13 protein-coding genes are annotated in these 18,766 nt (G+C 65.6%); 10 read left to right on the forward strand and 3 right to left on the reverse strand.

Going from position 1 to position 18,766, the window contains the following annotated elements; translation table 11 throughout:
- Nucleotides 1-175 precede the first annotated feature (175 nt).
- The 6 genes from AABA84_RS03750 (at nt 176) to AABA84_RS03775 (ending at nt 7,719) form a co-directional block, all read left to right on the forward strand.
- Nucleotides 176-1,150, forward strand: coding sequence for an NAD(P)H-dependent flavin oxidoreductase (locus AABA84_RS03750; RefSeq protein ID WP_212247224.1), 975 nt, complete (start codon nt 176-178; stop codon nt 1,148-1,150).
- Between the two features lie 33 nt (nt 1,151-1,183).
- Complete coding sequence (locus AABA84_RS03755; RefSeq protein WP_338311417.1) at nt 1,184-2,368, forward strand: ABC transporter substrate-binding protein; 1,185 nt, start codon at nt 1,184-1,186, stop codon at nt 2,366-2,368.
- Between the two features lie 24 nt (nt 2,369-2,392).
- On the forward strand, nt 2,393-3,919 hold the full coding sequence (locus tag AABA84_RS03760; RefSeq protein WP_338311419.1) for an acyl-CoA synthetase: 1,527 nt from the start codon (nt 2,393-2,395) through the stop codon (nt 3,917-3,919).
- 164 nt (nt 3,920-4,083) lie between these two features.
- Nucleotides 4,084-5,847 carry a flavin-containing monooxygenase gene (locus AABA84_RS03765; protein WP_338311421.1) on the forward strand — a complete coding sequence of 588 codons (1,764 nt, stop codon included), beginning with the start codon at nt 4,084-4,086 and terminating at the stop codon, nt 5,845-5,847.
- 122 nt (nt 5,848-5,969) lie between these two features.
- A complete protein-coding gene (locus tag AABA84_RS03770) occupies nt 5,970-6,947 on the forward strand; it encodes a peptidyl-alpha-hydroxyglycine alpha-amidating lyase family protein (RefSeq protein WP_338309753.1) in 978 nt (325 codons plus the stop codon).
- 214 nt (nt 6,948-7,161) lie between these two features.
- Entirely contained in the window at nt 7,162-7,719 is a 558-nt protein-coding gene (locus AABA84_RS03775) for an HNH endonuclease (protein ID WP_018316280.1), read from the forward strand.
- Nucleotides 7,720-7,728: 9 nt separating this feature from the next.
- Here AABA84_RS03775 and AABA84_RS03780 read toward each other — a convergent pair whose 3' ends face one another.
- Together AABA84_RS03780 and AABA84_RS03785 are read right to left on the reverse strand one after the other, a co-directional pair.
- The gene (locus AABA84_RS03780; RefSeq protein ID WP_338311423.1) at nt 7,729-9,198 is read right to left on the reverse strand and encodes a GH1 family beta-glucosidase; all 1,470 of its coding nucleotides are present in this window, start codon (nt 9,196-9,198) and stop codon (nt 7,729-7,731) included.
- 2 nt (nt 9,199-9,200) lie between these two features.
- A complete protein-coding gene (locus tag AABA84_RS03785) occupies nt 9,201-10,202 on the reverse strand; it encodes a glycoside hydrolase family 16 protein (RefSeq protein WP_338309670.1) in 1,002 nt (333 codons plus the stop codon).
- Nucleotides 10,203-10,516: 314 nt separating this feature from the next.
- Here AABA84_RS03785 and AABA84_RS03790 point away from each other — a divergent pair, with 314 nt between their 5' ends.
- Complete coding sequence (locus AABA84_RS03790) at nt 10,517-10,738, forward strand: dodecin (RefSeq protein ID WP_212247240.1); 222 nt, start codon at nt 10,517-10,519, stop codon at nt 10,736-10,738.
- Between the two features lie 174 nt (nt 10,739-10,912).
- Nucleotides 10,913-12,817 (forward strand): sensor domain-containing diguanylate cyclase, encoded by a 1,905-nt coding sequence (locus tag AABA84_RS03795; RefSeq protein ID WP_338311426.1) that lies wholly within the window; start codon nt 10,913-10,915, stop codon nt 12,815-12,817.
- Between the two features lie 13 nt (nt 12,818-12,830).
- Here the strand turns inward: AABA84_RS03795 and AABA84_RS03800 are convergent, their stop codons facing one another.
- Complete coding sequence (locus tag AABA84_RS03800) at nt 12,831-16,727, reverse strand: autotransporter domain-containing protein (protein ID WP_338311428.1); 3,897 nt, start codon at nt 16,725-16,727, stop codon at nt 12,831-12,833.
- Nucleotides 16,728-17,004: 277 nt separating this feature from the next.
- On the opposite strand from AABA84_RS03800, the gene AABA84_RS03805 reads away from it, so the two are divergent.
- Nucleotides 17,005-18,051 (forward strand): helix-turn-helix domain-containing protein, encoded by a 1,047-nt coding sequence (locus AABA84_RS03805; RefSeq protein ID WP_338311430.1) that lies wholly within the window; start codon nt 17,005-17,007, stop codon nt 18,049-18,051.
- An 88-nt stretch (nt 18,052-18,139) separates the two neighbouring features.
- Nucleotides 18,140-18,760 (forward strand): HAD family hydrolase, encoded by a 621-nt coding sequence (locus tag AABA84_RS03810; RefSeq protein WP_338311431.1) that lies wholly within the window; start codon nt 18,140-18,142, stop codon nt 18,758-18,760.
- The last annotated feature ends 6 nt before the right edge of the window (nt 18,761-18,766 follow it).

The following is an 18,766-nucleotide window of genomic DNA, read 5'->3' on the forward strand; positions in this document are numbered from 1 at the left end:
ACCTCCGTTCAAATCTGAATGGCTATCCGTTCATTATTGAACGCCCGGAGCGCGCCGTCCAACCTTATAGTGGGATCAAATCCGCAACACGGGCGGCAATCGCCCGCGCGACAATCAACACGGAAACGCCTCGTCATCCGCCCGCCGGCGGGACTGCTTTTCCAGGGAGGACATGATGGCGCTGCCCGCTCTCTTGAAGGATTCGCTCGCGCTGCCGGTGGTGGGCTCGCCGCTCTTCATCGTCTCCGGACCGGAGCTGGTGATCGCCCAGTGCAAGGCGGGCGTCGTCGGCTCGTTTCCGGCGCTCAACGCCCGTCCGGTCGAGAAGCTGGACGAGTGGCTGAGCCGCATCGAGGACGAGCTCGGCCAATACAAATCGCTCAATCCGGGCAGGAAGGTCGCGCCCTACGCGGTCAACCAGATCTGCCACGCCTCCAACGACCGCCTGATGAAGGACATGGAGACCTGCGTGAAACATCGCGTCCCCATCATCATCACCTCGCTGCGGCCACCGGCGGAGATCGTCGAGGCCGCGCATTCGTATGGCGGGCTGGTGTTCCACGACGTCATCAACGTCAAGCATGCACGGAAAGCGGCCGAGCACGGCGTCGACGGCCTGATCCTGGTCTGCGCGGGCGCCGGCGGGCATGCCGGAACGCTCTCGCCCTTCGCGCTGGTGCGCGAGGTCAAGCAATGGTTCAAGGGCACGATCCTGCTGTCGGGCGCGATAAGCGACGGCTTCGGCATCGCCTCCGCGCTGACGCTGGGCGCCGACCTCGCCTATATGGGCACGCGTTTCATCGCGACCAGGGAAGCCAACGCCGACGAAGCCTACAAGTCCGCGCTGACGCAGCATGCCGCGCACGACATCGTCTACACCAACCTGTTCACCGGCGTGCACGGCAACTATCTCGGCCCCTCCATCGCCGCCGCGGGGTTAGATCCGGACAATCTGCCGGTGGCCGACAAGACGAAGATGAATTTCGGCTCAGGCGGCAACACGAAATCAAAGGCGTGGCGCGACATCTGGGGTTCGGGCCAGGGCATCGGCCAGATCACCGACGCGCCTCCCGTCGCCGACCTGGTCGACCGGATGAAGGCGGAGTTCGATCAGGCCCGTCAGGATTTCCTGCTGCGCGCCAGCGCCTGACGTCTCGGACTACAAGAAAAACGGGAGGACACCATGAAGCTCGCAGCCGCATTGATCGGCATGTCGTTGCTGACGCTCGGCGCCGGCAGCGTCCACGCCGAAGGCAGCGCCGAGATCCGCATCGGGCAGACCCTGCCCTATAGCGGCCCGGCCTCCGGCTTCGGCGCGATCGGGCGGACGCAGGAAGCGTTCTTCGAGAAGATCAATGCCGAAGGCGGCATCAACGGCCGCAAGGTCAAGTTCATCACGCTGGACGACGCCTATTCGCCGCCAAAGACGGTCGAGCAGACCCGCAAGCTGGTCGAGCAGGACGAGGTGCTGATGATGTTCGGCTCGCTCGGCACCGCCACCAACAGCGCCGTGCAGCGCTATCTCAACGCCAAGAAGGTGCCGCAGCTGTTCGTGCTCTCGGGCGCCACCAAATGGGCCGCGCCGCAGAAGAATCCGTGGACGATGCCGGGGATGGCGGCCTACGAATCCGAGGGCGTGGTCTATGCCAAATACATCTTGCAGACCAAGCCCGACGCCCGGATCGCAATCCTGGCACAGAACGACGATTTCGGTCGCGACTATGTCGCAGGCTTCAAGCGCGCGCTCGGAGCCAAGGCGGCCGGCATGATCATCGCCGAACAGACCTACGAGACCAGCGCGCCGACGATCAGCTCGCAGCTCTCGACCCTGAAGGCCTCGGGCGCCAACGTGCTGTTCGGCGTCGTACTCGGAAAATTCACCTCGCAGATGGTCAAGGGCGTGGCCGAGATCGGCTGGAAGCCCGAACTGTTCTTCGTGCCGACCTCGGCTTCGTCGATTTCGTTCCTGGAGCCGGCCGGGCTCGACAACGCGGTCGGCCTGATCTCGTCGAGCAACCAGAAGGACACGATGGACCCGCAATGGGCCGACGATCCCGGCGTGAAGGAGTATTTTGCCTTCATGAAGCAATACCTGCCGAACGCCGACCTTTCCAACTCCAACTACGCGGCCGGCTACCACTATGCGACGCTGCTGATGACGGTGCTGAGGGCGTGCAAGGAAGACGTCAGCCGCGACAACATCATGCGCCAGGCGGCCTCGCTGAAGGAGGTGAAGCTGCCGCTGCTGCTGCCGGGAATCTCGGTTACGACCGGTGCCGACGATTATCTGCCGTTCCAGCAGCTTCAGCTCCGCCGCTTCAACGGCAAGAGCTGGGTCGGCTTCGGCGACGTGCTGGACGATCGCTAGGCTCGTGCGGGACAAGGACACGCCATGATCATCAGCGGCGAGCGCCGGATCAGCTATGACGAGATCCAGTCACGCATCAGGCGGGCGGCAAGCGGGTTTCGCGCCCTGGGCCTTGCCGAGGCCGCGCCGGTTGCGATGATGCTGCGCAACGACTTCGCCCTGTTCGAGGTGGTTGCGGCCTCCGCCGCCCTCGGCAGCCCGGTGGTGCCGATCAACTGGCATCTCAAGGCCGAGGAGGTCCGCTACATCCTGACCGACAGCGGCGCGAAGATCCTGGTCTGCCACGCCGACCTGCTGCCGCAGATTCGTGACGGCGTGGCGCCGGATGTCCGCCTTCTCGAGGTCGCGACGCCGCCCGAGCTGGCGGCGACCTTCGCCATTGCCCCGGAGCTGACCGCGGTCCCGCCCGGACTGACCGATTGGGAGCGCTGGCGCGACGGCCATACCGAAACCCAGGAACCGCCGCGCCGGGCCGCGGCAATGATCTACACCTCGGGCACGACCGGGATGCCGAAGGGCGTGCGGCGCATGCCGATGCAGCCCGAGCAGGCGGCCGCTTCCGAACGTGTCGGCGCGATCGCCTATGGCATCAAGCCGCGGGACAACCAAATCGTGCTGATCAACGGGCCGATGTATCACTCGGCGCCGCATTCCTACGGCATGATGGCGTTCCGCAACGGCTGCACCATCGTCCTCCAGCCGCGGTTCGATGCGGAGGAGCTGCTGGCACTGATCGAGCGTCACCGCGTGACGCACATCCACATGGTTCCGACGATGTTCGTGCGGCTGCTGCGGCTCCCCGAGACGGTCAGGCGGCGCTACGACCTGTCGTCGCTGCGCTTCGTCGTGCACGGGGCTGCGCCCTGCCCGCCCGAGGTGAAGAAGGCGATGATCGATTGGTGGGGGCCGGTCATCAACGAGTATTTCGGCTCGACCGAGACCGGGATCCCGGTGTGGCACTCTGCCGAGGAGGCGCTGAAGAAGCCCGGCACCGTCGGCCGCGCCATCGAAGGCGGCATCGTCAGGATCTTCCGCGACGACGGCAGCGCGTGCAACGCCAACGAGGTCGGCGAAATCTACATGCGCCAGACGGCGGTGCCCGATTTCGATTACCACGGCAAGGCGCAGGCGCGCGCCGAGGCGGGGCGCGACGGCCTCGTCAGCGTCGGCGACGTCGGCTATCTCGACGAGGACGGCTATCTGTTTCTGTGCGACCGCAAGCGCGACATGGTGATATCAGGCGGCGTCAACATCTATCCCGCCGAGATCGAGAACGCGCTGATCGGCATGCCCGGCGTGCGCGATTGCGCCGTGTTCGGCATTCCCGACCCGGAATATGGCGAGCGGCTATGTGCCTGCATCGAGCCCGACACCGGCGAGCAGCTCTCCGCCGCCGCAGTGCAGGCTTTTCTGCGCGAGAGGCTGGCGAACTTCAAGGTGCCGAAGGAGGTCCGGTTCCTGGAGGCGCTGCCCCGGGAGGCGACCGGAAAGATCTTCAAACGCAAGCTGCGCGATCCCTATTGGACCGGCCGCGGGCCGGGCGGCGCTTAGACCTTCTCCGGCCGGCGTCCGTGCGAGCGGAATTCCAGGCCATATTCCGCCCGAGCAGGGCTGCATGCCTGCCTCGCTCGGGTCCGCAGCTTTTGGCGGGCGAGGAAACCGTATAGCGTTCGATCTCAGAGGAAACGCCGCGAAAGACGGCCAAGAGGTCGCGCATGCTCGACAAGACCAAGGATCTATCCGCGTGCGCCCAGGCCTGGCTCGATGAATTCGAGCGCGCGCTGGGCAGGCCCGATCCCGCCACGCTGGATCGCCTCTTCCTCGCCGACAGCTTCTGGCGCGACGTGCTGGCGCTGAGCTGGAACCTGCAAACGATCGCCGGCCGCGCGACGATTGCGCAAGCGCTGACCGCGCTGGCGCCCGAGGCGGCACCGGCCAACTTCAAGATCGCGCCGAACCGCGCGCCGCCGCGCTGGGTGACGCGCGCCGGCACCAACACCATCGAAGCGATCTTCACGTTCGAAACCGCGACCGGCCGTGGCAGCGGCATCCTGCGGCTCATTCCCGACACCGCCGACGGCGACCGCCTGAAGGCCTGGACGCTGCTCACCGCGCTCGACGAACTCAAAGGATTCGAGGAGCAGCTCGGCACGTCGCGCCCGCGCGGCCAGGCCTATTCCCGCGATTTCCGCGGGCCGAACTGGCTGGATTTGCGCAGCGCCTCGCGCGACTATGCCGATCGCGATCCCGCCGTGCTGGTGGTCGGCGGCGGCCAGGCCGGGCTCGCGATCGCAGCACGGCTGAAGCAGTTGCAGGTCGACGCGCTGATCGTCGATCGCGAGATGCGGATCGGCGACAACTGGCGCAAGCGCTATCACGCGCTCACCCTGCACAACCAGGTGCAGGTCAATCACATGCCCTACATGCCGTTTCCGCCGAACTGGCCGGTCTATATCCCCAAGGACAAGCTCGCCAATTGGTTCGAGGCTTACGTCGATGCGATGGAGCTGAATTTCTGGACCAGCACCGAGTTCGCAGGCGGCGCCTATGACGAGGCGAACGGACACTGGACCGTCACGCTGCGCCGCGCCGACGGCAGCGTCCGGACCATGCATCCGCGCCACGTCATCATGGCGACCGGCGTCAGCGGCATCGCCAATATTCCGGACATTCCGACCCTCGACAATTTCAAGGGAACGCTGCTGCATTCCAGCCGCTATGAGGACGGCGAGACCTGGACAGGCAAGCGCGCGATCGTCATCGGCACCGGCAACAGCGGCCACGACATCGCACAGGATCTCTATTCCAGCGGCGCCGAGGTGACGCTGGTGCAGCGCGCAGCCACGCTGGTCACCAATATCGAGCCGTCGGCGCAGCTCGCTTATGCGACCTACAACGAAGGCACGCTCGAGGACAATGACCTGATCGCGGCCTCGATGCCGACGCCGCTCGCGAAGAAGACGCATGTGATGCTGACGGAGCAGTCGAAGCAGCTCGACAAGGAGCTGCTCGACGGCCTCTCGCGCGTCGGTTTCAAGCTCGACTTCGGCGAGGCCGGCACCGGCTGGCAGTTCAAATACCTCACCCGCGGCGGCGGCTATTATTTCAACGTCGGCTGCTCCAACCTGATCGTCGAGGGCAAGATCAGGCTCAGGCAGTTTGCCGACATCGAGGGCTTTGTACCCGACGGGGCGCGGATGAAGGACGGCACGCTGCTTCCCGCCGATCTCATCGTGCTCTCCACCGGTTACAAGCCGCAGGAATATCTGGTGCGAAAACTGTTTGGCGAGGCCATCGCCGACCGCGTCGGCCCGATCTGGGGCTTTGGCGACGGTCTTGAGCTGCGCAACATGTATGCGCGCACCAGGCAGCCCGGGCTCTGGTTCATCGCCGGCAGCCTCGCGCAATGCCGGATCAACTCGAAATACCTTGGGCTCCAGATCAAGGCGATCGAGGAAGGGATTCTGGGACAAATATAGCTACAGCCGTCATTCCGGGGCGCGCGAAGCGCGAGCCCGGAATCCACTTATCCAAGAAAACGCCGCACAATGGATTCCGGGCTCACGCTTCGCGTGTCCCGGAATGACAGGAGGACAGATTCATGCCAGCCATTCTCGGCAGCGGCGAGCACCGCTACCGCGTCGTCGACAATTTCGCGAAACTCCCGGACGGCTGGCAGCTCACCGACGTCGCCTCCGTCGCGGTCGACAGCAAGGACCGCGTCTACGTCTTCAACCGCGGCGCCCACCCGATGGTGGTGCTCGACCGCGACGGCAATTTCCTGCGCAGCTGGGGCGAAGGGCTGTTCTCGCGCGCACACGGCCTGCACATCGACGCCGACGACAATCTCTACTGCACCGATGACGGCGACCACACCGTGCGCAAATGCACCACGGACGGCAAGGTGCTGCTGACGATCGGCATTCCCGAAAAACCGGCGCCGTTCATGAGCGGTGATCCCTTCCATCGCTGCACCCACACCGCGCTGTCGCCGAAGGGCGAGATCTACGTCTCCGACGGCTATGGCAATGCGCGCGTGCACAAGTTCACGCCCGAGGGCAAGCTGCTCAAGAGCTGGGGCGAGCCGGGCACCGATCCCGGCCAGTTCAACATCGTGCACAATATTGCCACCGATGCCGATGGCTGGGTCTATGTCGCCGACCGCGAGAACCATCGCGTGCAGGTGTTCGACGGCGAGGGCAAATACGAGACGCAGTGGAACAATCTGCACCGGCCCTGCGCGCTGTGCTGTTGCGGCGGGACCAAGAGCCCGACTTTCGTGATCGGCGAGCTCGGCCCGGGCCTTGCCATCAACCGCAATGTGCCCAATCTCGGCCCGCGGCTGTCGATCGTGGACGCCAAGGGCAAGCGCATCGCACGGCTTGGCGGCGAGGAAGGGCCGGGTGTTGCGAGCGGAAAGTTCCTGGCGCCCCACGGCATCGCGCTGGATTCCAGGGGCGACATCTATGTCGGCGAGGTCGGCGTCACCAACTGGGACACGAGCTTTCCGGACGAGGAGATGCCGGCTGCGGTCCGCGCGACGCGGTGCTTGCAGAAGCTGGAACGGGTACGGGAGTAGCTGCCGCGCCGGGCCGCGACGCGCTGGTAACGGCAGTTCCGCGCCAGCCGCGCACCTCCCCCAAATCGCGGCTTTTTCAGCGCTTTCGCCACCCCGGCGCCGCATTGCTTGCGCCTGAATAAGTCGCTCAACGGGCTTCACAATCCCGTCACGCTGCATGTAGTATGTCAGTACATGCTGCTTCGCAGCGTATATTGGAGGCCGGGAGCGTTACTTGAACGCACATGTCTCGCAAGGCAGTTGGCCGGTGTTGGTGCTGAATGCGGACTTCCGGCCGCTGAGTTACTACCCGCTGTCTCTTTGGTCGTGGCAAGACGCGATCAAGGCAGTGTTCCTCGATCGCGTCAACATCGTCGCACATTACGATCAGGCGGTTCATAGCCCCACGCTGCAAATGCAGCTGCCGAGCGTTGTCTCGCTCAAATCCTTCGTCAAGCCGACCACCCATCCGGCCTTCACCCGGTTCAACGTCTTCCTGCGCGACCGTTTCGCCTGCCAATATTGCGGCTCGCCCGAAGACCTGACCTTCGATCACATCATCCCGCGCAGCAAAGGCGGCCAGACCACCTGGGAGAACGTGGTCGCGGCATGCTCGCCGTGTAACCTGCGCAAAGGCAATCTCACGCCGGTGCAAGCCAAGATGTTTCCGCGCCAGCACGCCTTTGCCCCGACCGTGCACCAGCTCCACCGCAACGGCCGCCTGTTCCCGCCGAACTATCTGCACGATAGTTGGCTGGACTATCTGTACTGGGACACGGAGCTGGATCCGTAGGATCTGGCCTCACCCCCCGATCGCGTTCCGTGCCACCACGTCGCGATAGAACGCCGCGCTCAGTTTCGGCACCCGCGCCTGCGTCTCGAAATCGACCCGGTAGAGGCCGAAGCGCTTGCCGTAGCCAAAAATCCACTCGAAATTGTCCATCAGGCTCCAGAGGAAATAGCCGCGGATCGGCACGCCTTCGGCGGTCGCGCGCTGCATCTGGGACAGGTAATTGCGCAGGAACATGATGCGGTCGAGGTCGTAGACCTGGCCGTCGGCGGAAATCTTGTCCTCGGACGAGGTGCCGTTCTCGCTGATGTAGATGTTCTCGATGTTCCAGATTTTCGCGGCAAGCCGCGGCGCCCAGTAGATCACCTCGGGGCCAACCCGCAGCCATTCCGAATTCATGTGCGGGAACGAGGTGGGGAACGGCAGCACGTGGAAGCCAGGCGCGCTGTCGGAGGCCGTGACGTAGTATTGCGGCGCATAGATATTGAGGCCGACGAAGTCGTTCGGCGTGCCGATGATCTTCAATTCCTCGGCGGTGAATTTCGGCGCGTCCGCGCCGGCATAGGCCAGAAAGCCCTCGGTGTATCTGCCCTCCAGCACCACGCCGAGGAAGCCCGCATTGAGCTCGCGCGTCGCGCTCTCGGCGGCGCGAATGTTTTCCGGCGTCGCTATCGCCGGCACGCAGGCGGCGATGTTCTCGGCCGCCCCGACGCGGGTGCCGGCGCGGCCGGAGGCGCGGATCGCCTGCACGGCGAGCCCGTGCGCCAGCGCGACGTGGTGGCGGGCCTGGTTGAGTTGCGCGGCCGGCAGCTTGAGGCCGGGCGCATCGATGCCCCAGCCATAGCCGAAATTCACGAAGCGTCCGACCTCGTTCACGGTAAAAATGTTTTTGACGCGATCGGTCAGGCGCGCGGCGACATGCGCAGCGTAGTCGGCAAAAGCCTTCGAGGTGTCGCTCGACGACCAGCCGCCGACGCGATCCTGCAGCGCCTGCGGCAGGTCCCAGTGATAGAGCGTGGCGTAAGGCTCGATCCCGTTCGCGAGCAGCTCGTCGACGAGGCGGTCGTAGAAGTCGAGTCCCCTGGGATTGGGCTGGCCCGCGCCATCCGGAAACACCCGCGGCCATGCGATCGAAAAACGGTACGCCGTGACGCCGAGCGCCCTGATCAGCGCGACGTCCTCCTTGTAGCGATGATAGTGCTCGTTGGCGCGGTCGCCGGTCGAGCCGTCCTCGATCTTGCCGGGGGTGTGGCTGAAGATGTCCCAGATCGACTTGCCGCGACCGTCCTCGTTGACCGCGCCCTCGATCTGGTAGGACGAGGTCGCCGTTCCCCACAGAAAATCCTTCGGGAATGGTGCCGGCAGGTGGCGGTCGGTCGATGCGGACTTTTCATTCTCCGCGGCCCTAGCACCTGCGGCTACGCCCAGCGCGGCGAGGCCCGTGAGCTTGGCAAAACGGCGCCGCGAGACATCGGCTGACATCGCTATCTCCGTGCCAGCTCCAGATCGATCTGATAGACCGAGATCCGGTCGATCTCGAATGCGACGCTCGGCGGCGATTCCGCGTCGACGGGACCGACGCCGAGAAAGAATTTCGACCCGATCGCCAGATTGACGATCATGTACATGGGATCGTCGAAGCCGATCGGCACCTTGATGTCGGAGACCGGCCTGCGGTCGATGAAATAGACCAGCCGATCCTCCTGCCACAGCACACCGTAATTGTGGAACACGCTCGAGGCGTCGCCGACCGCGAAATCGAAGCCGCAGGACTGGATCTTCTGGGTCGAGGGGATCCGCCAATGCGTCGTCATCACGAGATCGCCTGGCTTTTCGCCGCGGCCTTCCAGCACGTCGACCTCCGGGGGCCAGCCGCCATCGTCCGCCAGCATCCAGAACGCCGGCCACACCGCATGGCCGACCGGCACCTTGGCACGAATTTCGAAATAGCCGTGCTTCTGGGCGAACGTGCCCTGGGTCGTCAGGATGCCCGAGATGTACTCGTTGTTGAACAGCAGCGGCTTCAAGTCCGGCGGCGTGCGGCTGGCGATGATCGACAGCACGCCGTCCTTCACCCTGAATGGATCGAGCCCGAGCGGCGCGGCCGCGCGGCCGGCGTAGCGCGGATCGACGTAGATCTGCTGCTCGCCATTGGCGCTGGTCTTGCGCTTGAAGTCGGAGCCGTCGCCGCCCCAATAGCGCGCCTCCGGCCAGGCCGCGCCGCCCGCATAATGCGGGACCCAGCGTCCGTTCGACAGCGGATGCTCGTCAAAATCCTCGCTGAAGGTCCGGCGCAGCGGCAGGAACACCAGCGAAGCTGGATTGACCGTGTCGAGCCGGCGACACACGATGGTGGAAGGATCGGTCGTCACCTGCAGCGACATGCTCGCCGGCGCGCGATCGAGCTCATCCTGCGCAATACAAGGCGCAGGCAGCACGCCGAGGCCGATCGCAACCAGAGTGCCCCTCGTCCAACGGCCGATCATCACCGCACTCGAAGCTGCCTCGACATGCGCAGAGGTTAGCTCATCCGTCTTGGCGCGGGCAACCGCGGCATCCAACGCCGGCGGGCGATTTGAAAAGCATTTCTCCCGCCTCCCCACCGCCGCGAGGTTGGCGACTCCATCCCCGCTGCAACTTAGCAGGCAAGCGCGGCCCGCTCCACCTCGGCTGGCGCATGCGGGCCATCGGGCGCTGGGAACCCGAAGCGCCCACGCCCGTTCACAGTCAGCGCCATGCGCTCGCATGCACGTTCCATCGAGCGCGTTTGTCCGCTGCAAGATGAAACGAGGGAAGACCCATGCCCGCAACCGAGAGTGATCACGTCTACAAGATCCTGGATCTCGTCGGATCGTCCGAAACCTCGATCGAGGACGCGATCAAGAACGCGGTCAGCCGCGCGTCCAAGACCATTCGCGAGATGAAATGGTTCGAGGTGGTGCAGACGCGCGGCCACATCGAGAACGGCGCCGTGCGCCACTATCAGGTGACGCTGCGCGTCGGCTTCACCCTGGAGGGATGAAGCGGCAGGCGGCAGAACGGAACTGTCGCACTGCGGTAACGTGTCTCAGCCGACCGGCCCTGACGATGCCTGCAATCCCACCGGTTGATTACGGACCCCGCACAATCATTGCAGATTTTGCAAGAGGCCGTTAAGACGAAAGTGAGAGGTTTGCTCCGATTTGGAGCAAGCCTGATGGTCACGAGCCGCGAACTCGGCAAGACGCGCCTTCCGCTCTGGGCGGCGGGCTTCGTTGGGCTGATTTGCGTGACGATCCTGGGCCTCAGCGCCTGGCGCGAATGGGAAGCTCGCAATGTCGATCTCAGGAACGCCGAGATCGATGTCGCCAACCTCGCACATTCGCTGATCCAGCACGCGGACGATACGTTCGAGCTGGTCGATACGCTCCTGGTCGGACTGGTCCACCGGCTCGAACTCGACGGGACCGGCCCCGATACGATCACGAAGCTCCAGGCCTATCTGCCGACGCGCAAATCATCGGACCGCATCCGGGGCATCTTCGTCTATGACGCGACGGGCCGATGGCTTGCCACGACCGAGCGTCTCGACTTTTCCAAGCTCAACAACAGCGACCGGGAATATTTCCAGCGCCATCGCAACTCCCCGGAGACGGGCACGCTGATCGGACCGCCCATCAAGAGCCGCTCCGGGGGCCAGTGGATCATTACGGCATCCCGACGGATCAACGATCCCGACGGCGGCTTCGCCGGCGTTGCCCTGCTCACGATCGACGTCAGCTATTTCGTCAAATTCTACGAGCGATTCGACATCGGGCCGAACGGCTCGGCGTCACTGCTCAACAATGGCGGCATCATGCTGGCACGCAGCCGAGACGTGAGCGGCGCCTTCGTCGGACGCGACCTGTCCAATGCGCCCTTGTTCAAAGGCTGGGACAGCCGCCCCGCCGAAGCGGTCTATTACTTCAAGTCGCCGCTCGATGGCGTGCAGCGCCTGAGCTACTACCAGCGCAGCAGCCGCTATCCCCTGATGGTGCTGGCGAGTAAGTCCCGGGACGATGTGCTGGCTCCCTGGCGACGCGCCGCCGCCGCGCGCATAACCTTCGTCGTCGGCCTCGTCCTGCTGATCGCGGTGATCGGCTCCTACCTGGTCCGTCAGCTCTGGCAGCGGCAGCGCATGGCGCAGGCCCTGGTCGCCAAGGAGGCAAATTTCCGACTGCTGGCCGAGCAATCCAGCGACATGGTGACCCGGATCGGGCTGGATGACCGGCTGCTCTACGTCTCTCCGTCATGCGTGCGCATCACCGGCTGGACCGCCGAGGAACTGCTGAACACGTCGGCCCTGGCCGGCATTCACGCGGACGACATGGAACGGGTCGCTCAGGCCATCACCGCGCTGAAGAGCGGCGAGGCCGAGGAAGCGCGGTTCGTCTATCGCCAGCGTCATCGCGACAAGGGGGAGATCTGGGCGGAGGCGGCGCTGCACGTGACGGTGGCATCGGACAGCGGCGCGATCGACGGCGTCGTCGCGGTCGTGCGCGACATGACCGAGCAGAAGGATCTCCAGGACAAGCTCGCTTCGCTTGCGAGGACCGACGGCCTCACCGGCCTTGCCAACCGGCGCGCATTCGACGAACGCCTCGCCGACGAATGGGCGCGCGCCCGGCGCGACGGCACGCAGCTTTCGCTCCTGCTGATCGACGTCGATCATTTCAAGAAATTCAACGACCATTACGGGCATCTGGCAGGCGACGGGTGCCTGCGCGCGCTGGGCCGGATCCTATCCGCCCAGGCCAGGCGTCCCGCCGACCTCCCGGCGCGCTACGGCGGCGAGGAATTCGCCGTGTTGTTGCCGAACACAGGTCCGGATGGCTGCGTGGAGGTCGCGGAAGCGGTTCGCCAGGCGCTGTCCGATCTTGCCATGCTGCATGCGCAAAATCCGCCTTCCCGGCTGGTCACGGTAAGCGTCGGCGCCGCAACCGGTCTTCCGTCCCTGACCTCCACGGACTTCAGCACGCTGGTCGCTGCGGCCGACCGCGCGCTCTATGCCGCGAAGGATAGCGGCCGCGATCGGCTGGTGATGTCGGGACAGGTCGTGCCTTGGCCCGCGAAGAGCGCGTGAAGGGACCCATCGCTCACCAGCCGTAGCGAACGCTGCCCTTGCCGGCGTAGCTGCGGGTGACGCTGGAGAACTCGCCTTCGAACGTGGCCGCCGCCGACCAGCCGTTCAGCCACTTCATCTCGACCGAAGCCGTCGTGAGCGCGGCGTCGCGGGCCTGCGCTGCGCCGCTGACGACGAAGCTTGCGACCGGGAGCGCCTGAAAGGTTGCTGCGGCCGTACGATCGGGATTGAAATCATGCGCCCAGGCGACACGGCCGCGCAGGGCCAACACGCCGTCCTGCGTCGCGAACGACCTGTCGGTACGCAGGCCGAGCTCGCTGCGGCCATCGGTCACGCTTTTCGCGGCGTAGCTCAAGGCAAATGCCGATGAGCCGGAGACGGCCTGTTCGGCATAGGCCGGCAGGTCGAGCGTCGTGAACTGCGCCGCGCCATAAGGCGTGAGGCCGATCCCACCGATCCACGACGCGACCAGGCGGTAGCCGCCTTCGAGACGACCGGAATAGGCATTGGCGTCGAACGCGGCGCGCAGGCGATCGGCGCCGGCGATCGTCACGGTGCGATCGGTGGTGATGTTCTGCCAACCATAGGCCAGCGCGGCGGAGACGTAGGCCGGGCCGTTCGCGTGGTGCAGATAGGCGCCGGCCTGGAACAGGTCGGAGCGACCCGAGCCGAGGCCGTTCACGCCGAAGCTGGTGCCGCCACCGGCGAGCGCGAAGCCGAGCTTCGTGGACGGTGAGAGCCGATAGTCGGCTCCGACCACGGTGCCGGCGATGCGGCTCGTGGTGTCATTCGAGCCGGCCGCAGCATTGCCGTCGGTCGATTGCGATCCGCCGAAGCCGGCAGCCCACACGCTCCAGGACTGCGCAAAGGTCTGCGGCCCGGCTTTTGTCATCATCGCGAAGGCATCGGTGCGCTTGCGTGCGGCGTAGGCGCTGGCCTGATCCTCCTCGGCAAACCCGGTTGCGCCGCTGGCCGAACCCGGCCCGCCCTCGCGTGACGCGACGGGATCGGTGAGCAGGCCCATGAACTGGCTCATGGCGTTGAACGTGGTCTGCTGCGACCCCGTTCCCGGCTCGCCGGAAGCCTGCGTCAGGCCAGCCGGCGTCAGCGCACCATAGAGCGCGGCGATTCCGCCGTTGGTGTTGAAGAAATTCGTCAGCGCGTCGCCGACATGCTGCTGGTTGCCGTTGAGGCCGGTCGGAATTCCAAAGTTCAGGACCAGGTCGAGATAGACGTCGTTGGCATCATAGCTCAAGCCAGCGCTTCTGATGTTGCCCGGCAGGCCGGTCGTGACCAGCGAGCCGAACGTGCCGCTGACCCCGCCACTCGCGGTCAGGATAGTGTAGCGCTTCGGGATGTAGCTGCCGCTCGCGAACCCCGCGCCTACCGTGGCGCCGCCGAGCGTCGCCGCACCGCTAACGGAGGCGAACGAGGCCACCGCGGGACTGACCTGGACCAGATAGACCGCGCCGGACGCGAAAGCGAGGCTGCCGCTCACGGCCATCGACGTGCCGGCCGTGCCGTTGCCCGGTGCGAAGATGCCCCCGCTGCCGATCACGGTCGACCCGACCGTGCCACTGCCGCTGAGTGCCGCGCCGTTCTGGACCGTCGTCAGACTGGATGACGCGATCGATCCGTTCACCTGCAATGTGCCGCCGCTGACGGTGGTCGTGCCGGTATAGGTGTTGTGACCGGACAGCAGCAACAGGCCGGTCCCGGTCTTAGTCAGCGCGAACGACCCCGCGCCGTCCTGGATCGTTCCAGAAAACGCCGTGGACGTGTCGTCGCCACCGGTGGTCAGCGTGGCGGCGACGCCGCTGTTGCTGACGGTGCCGGCGCCGGCGAGCGAGCCGATGGCATTGGAGAAGCCGGCGAGATCGAGCACGGCGCCGCCGGCGACCGTGACCGCGGAATTGCTACCGAAGGCGCTGGTCGAGCCAGCCTGCAAGATGCCGGCGTTCACGACAGTCGGGCCGGTATAGGTGTTGACGCCCGAGAGGATCAGCGTTCCGGCATAGCCGCTCGCCGCGTTGACGACGACGTCGCCGGAGCCGGAGAGAACGCCCGAAAGATTCACCGTGTTGCCGGTGAGAACGTTGTAGGTCGGATCGCCGCTCGCGGCGATGTCGTTGGCGATGGTGAAGCTGCCGTTGAAATTCACGGTCACGCCCGTGGCGCCGCCGTTGAGTGTCAGCTTGCCGGTGCCGAGCGCATTGGCATTGCCGACGACGAGCGTCGAGCCTTCGTTGATGGTGGTGCCGCCGCTATAGGTGTTGGCGCCCGACAGTGTCAGCGTACCGCCATTGCTCTTGGTGATCGAGCTCTGTCCGCCCATGCCGCCGAAGCCGTCGGCGGCGCTGCTGCCGCCGGAGCCGTTCTGGTCGGCGATGACGTCGGAGGAGATGAAATTGCCGGCACCGAAGGCCAGCGTCGAGCCCTGCACGAAAATGCCGGAACCGAATGCCGAGCCTGCATTGCCACCCGTGCCGCCGGTGACATTGCCGCCGGACGTCGAGCCGTCGCCGGTGATGGTCAGCGTGCCGCCCTTTGCGACAAACACCGCACCGCCCATCGCGCCGCCGCCCCCGCCGACGCCAGCAGTCGCGTCACCGGCGCCAAACCCGCCGGCGCCACTTGCATCGTATCCTGCTCCTCCACCGCCGCCGAAGCCACCGGCGCCGCCGATCGAAGTACCGGAAATTGCGAGCGTTGGGCTGCCGCCACCGCCGCCACCGAATCCTCCAGCCCCGCCCACGTTCGCCCCAAAATAATTGGAGCCACGACTTCCGCCGCCACCGCCGCCGAAGCCACCTTTGCCTCCATCGGTATTGCCGCCGCCGCCACCGCCGCCAAAGCCGCCGGCGCCGCCATTGCCCGCGTTGTCGCCGTAGCCGCCGCCACCACCAAAGCCGCCTGCACCGCCGATGTTGTAGATGCCGTTCTTCCCGTCGAAACCGCCGCCACCCCCCTGAGCGGTCTGGATCTGGCTTCCGCCCCCTCCGCCATTGGCGCCGCCATTGTTGCCAACACCACTGCTCACGGCACCGGAACCGGCGCCCCCCGTCAGCCCGGAAATGCCAAGCAAGCCGTCCGCTCCGGCACCGGGACCGCTCGTGAAAGTTCCGCCGTTGCCGGAATAACCGCCGCCGCCGCCCGCGATAGAGCCACCATTTCCGAAAACACCGCCCCCACCGCCAAGGTGGTTACCTGCCTGACCGAAAATGCCGCCACCACCGGCGGATAGGGAGACCGCGCTACCCCCACCACCACCAAGCCCTCCGCCGCCCCCAGGCTCGCCACTCAAATACGCGGCCCCTGCGCCGCCAATCGCCCGGTTGTTGCTGAAGCTGACGCCGGACAAGCTCACGTTGGCCGACTGGTTGACGAACAGCGCTCCGCCCGCCCCCATCCCGCCGCCCCCGGCAGCACCGGCCGCGCCGCCCTGGGCAAGTCCGTTGGCCAGGGTGACATTGCTGATGCTGACATTCTGCGTCTGCGCGACGACCGAACCAACCACCGCAGCACCGGTCTTCGTCTCCGTATCCACGCCGACGAAGAATATCCGCTGGGTGCCGCCACCGTCGATGGTATGCCCATTGCCGTTGATCGTCAGCGAATTGAAGATCGGCGACAGCGGGCCCGCCAGCGTGACGTCCGTCTGGATGTTGATTGTGACCGGCGAGGATCGCGCATTCGCATAGGCAAGCGCGTAGCTCAGCGTACCGGCGGCGCCCGTCGTGCCGCTCGAAGCGGTACCCGGGTCGCTCGCGATCGTGACGGTGCAGGTATTGCTCGCACATTGGGCTTGCGCCACGCTCGTACCTGTCACATGTGCAATCGCGAGCCCGAAAGCCGCGATCCAGACCGCCCGCATGCACGCGCGGCAGCCCGACATCATTCCCACCAGCATCAAACCTCGCTCTGCGCCGGCGCGAGCATCAACCTCGCGGCTTCCCTATCCTGCGTTCGGCATGCGCACCGGGCGGACCGTAACGACACGCTGGCCAGACCGTTGTGCCCGGAGTCTCAGCGGCCGATTCATGGGGCGATTGATGCAATTGCATCACAACCCGGATTCGCGCCCTGCCGCGCAGTTGCTCCGCATGGTGCGAAAGACTAGATAACCAGCTCGATATCGGCGCTCTGCATGGCCTTCGTCCGTGCGGCCCGTGTGATCGGGGGACAGCGTGGACGGAGCGGTCGCGAACGAGAGCACGCCGGCGGATGATGGCGAGCGCGGGTCGAGTGCGCTTGCGCAGTTGCGCGCGATGACGGCCGACATCTGTGACGTCATTCCGCTCACCGCGGATGACGATTTCCATGTCACCAGCCTGACGAAGATGACCGGCAATGCATTGCTGGTCGAGACGCGTGCCACCGACCTCGAATACGACCGGACGCCCGCGCACGTCGCCCGCGGCGCGATGGACCACTTTCAGATCACCCTCTGCGTCGCAGGCGAGATGCGGTTCAGCTCAGGTCGTCGCGAAGTGACGCTGGGGTCCAGCGACATCTGCCTGCTCGACATGGCGCAACCGAACCGGACGGCACTGCGTGGCGGCGGCGGCCGCACCCACCTGATCGCGATCATCCTGCAACGTGCCATGCTGGCGCCGCGGCTCGCACATCCGGACTCGGCCACGGCAACCCTGCTACCGGCGAACCACCCGCATGCTCGCCTGATCGCCAGCCATTTTGCGGCGCTTGGACTGCCACCGGCGCCCGAGGCCGCCAACGTCGAGGCCACGATCGAGGCGATCGCCGACCTCGTGGCCGCAGCCGCGGGCGGTACCGCAGACATTGCGGCGGGCGTCGAACGGGCCGAGCGGCATCTTTATCTTACGATGATCAAGCGCCGCATCGCGGACAATCTCGAGACCGACGCGCTGACCGCGGCCGAGCTCTGCCGCCACTTCCGGATCTCGCGCGCGACCCTTTATCGGCAGTTCGAGGCCGATGGCGGACTTGCGCATTACGTCCGGGAGCAGCGGCTCAATCTCGCCTTTCGGCAACTGATCTCCCCATCTGCGCAGGACAAGCGGCTGATCGACCTCGCCGTCGGCATGCGCTTCAGCAGCGACTCGACCTTCATCCGCGCCTTCCGCCGCAAATTCGGGCTGACACCGGGCGAGTTGAGGGAGCTGGCCGACAATTGGCTGCGCGAAACCGGATCGGTCCCGGCGATCGACACCGTGCTGCATCAACTGGCCCGGCGTCGTACCTCACAGCCGTGAGGGACGCCAACGAGCGGATTTGTCGCCTGCATTCCGACCGGATATGATTCCAATCAGGATCGCATATTGGGCCATCTGAGAGTCCGCCGTGACTGATGCCATCAAGCTCGTCCTCTTCGACATGGACAATGTGCTTTGCGACTACGACAGGGCGACGCGCGTCGCCTATCTGGCGCAGCTTGCGGGGACCAGCGGCGAAGCCGTGCACAACGCGATCTGGGACAGCGGATTCGAGCTGCTCGGCGATTCCGGCGCGCTTGAGGCTGCCGACTATCTGCGAGGTTTTGGCGAACGCATCGGCTATCCGCTCTCACTCGACGAGTGGGTGGAGGCCCGGCGCCGTTCGATGCAGGCGGATGGCGCGATGCTGGACATCGCCGGCAGCTTGCGAAAGACCGTCGATATTGCCGTCCTGACCAACAATACCACGCTGGTCGCCGACCACATCGACACGCTGCTGCCGGAGTTGCGCCCGCTGTTCGGCGCCCGGATCTACACCTCGGCGCAATTCAAGACGGCCAAGCCGGACCCGCACTGCTATCGCCTCTGCCTCTCGGAGCTCGGCTTGAGGCCGCAAACCGTCCTGTTCGTCGACGATCTCGCAGCCAACGTCGCCGGCGCGCGAGAGGCGGGCCTGTTCGCGCATCAGCACACGTCCGTGGAGATGTTCAGGCAGGCCCTGTCTGAGCACGGCCTCAATCACGACTGAATCCGC

The sequence above is a fragment of the Bradyrhizobium sp. TM239 genome (genome assembly GCF_036247985.1).
Lineage (GTDB): Bacteria > Pseudomonadota > Alphaproteobacteria > Rhizobiales > Xanthobacteraceae > Bradyrhizobium > Bradyrhizobium ottawaense.

What these genes read in the sequence shown, in the direction of transcription:
- AABA84_RS03770 (WP_338309753.1), top strand. Translation starts at nt 5,970, where the DNA reads ATGCCAGCCATTCTCGGCAGCGGCGAGCACCGCTACCGCGTCGTCGAC.
- AABA84_RS03765 (WP_338311421.1), top strand. Translation starts at nt 4,084, where the DNA reads ATGCTCGACAAGACCAAGGATCTATCCGCGTGCGCCCAGGCCTGGCTC.
- AABA84_RS03785 (WP_338309670.1), bottom strand. Translation starts at nt 10,202, where the DNA reads ATGATCGGCCGTTGGACGAGGGGCACTCTGGTTGCGATCGGCCTCGGC.
- AABA84_RS03800 (WP_338311428.1), bottom strand. Translation starts at nt 16,727, where the DNA reads ATGCTGGTGGGAATGATGTCGGGCTGCCGCGCGTGCATGCGGGCGGTC.
- AABA84_RS03790 (WP_212247240.1), top strand. Translation starts at nt 10,517, where the DNA reads ATGCCCGCAACCGAGAGTGATCACGTCTACAAGATCCTGGATCTCGTC.
- AABA84_RS03795 (WP_338311426.1), top strand. Translation starts at nt 10,913, where the DNA reads ATGGTCACGAGCCGCGAACTCGGCAAGACGCGCCTTCCGCTCTGGGCG.
- AABA84_RS03755 (WP_338311417.1), top strand. Translation starts at nt 1,184, where the DNA reads ATGAAGCTCGCAGCCGCATTGATCGGCATGTCGTTGCTGACGCTCGGC.
- AABA84_RS03760 (WP_338311419.1), top strand. Translation starts at nt 2,393, where the DNA reads ATGATCATCAGCGGCGAGCGCCGGATCAGCTATGACGAGATCCAGTCA.
- AABA84_RS03750 (WP_212247224.1), top strand. Translation starts at nt 176, where the DNA reads ATGGCGCTGCCCGCTCTCTTGAAGGATTCGCTCGCGCTGCCGGTGGTG.
- AABA84_RS03780 (WP_338311423.1), bottom strand. Translation starts at nt 9,198, where the DNA reads ATGTCAGCCGATGTCTCGCGGCGCCGTTTTGCCAAGCTCACGGGCCTC.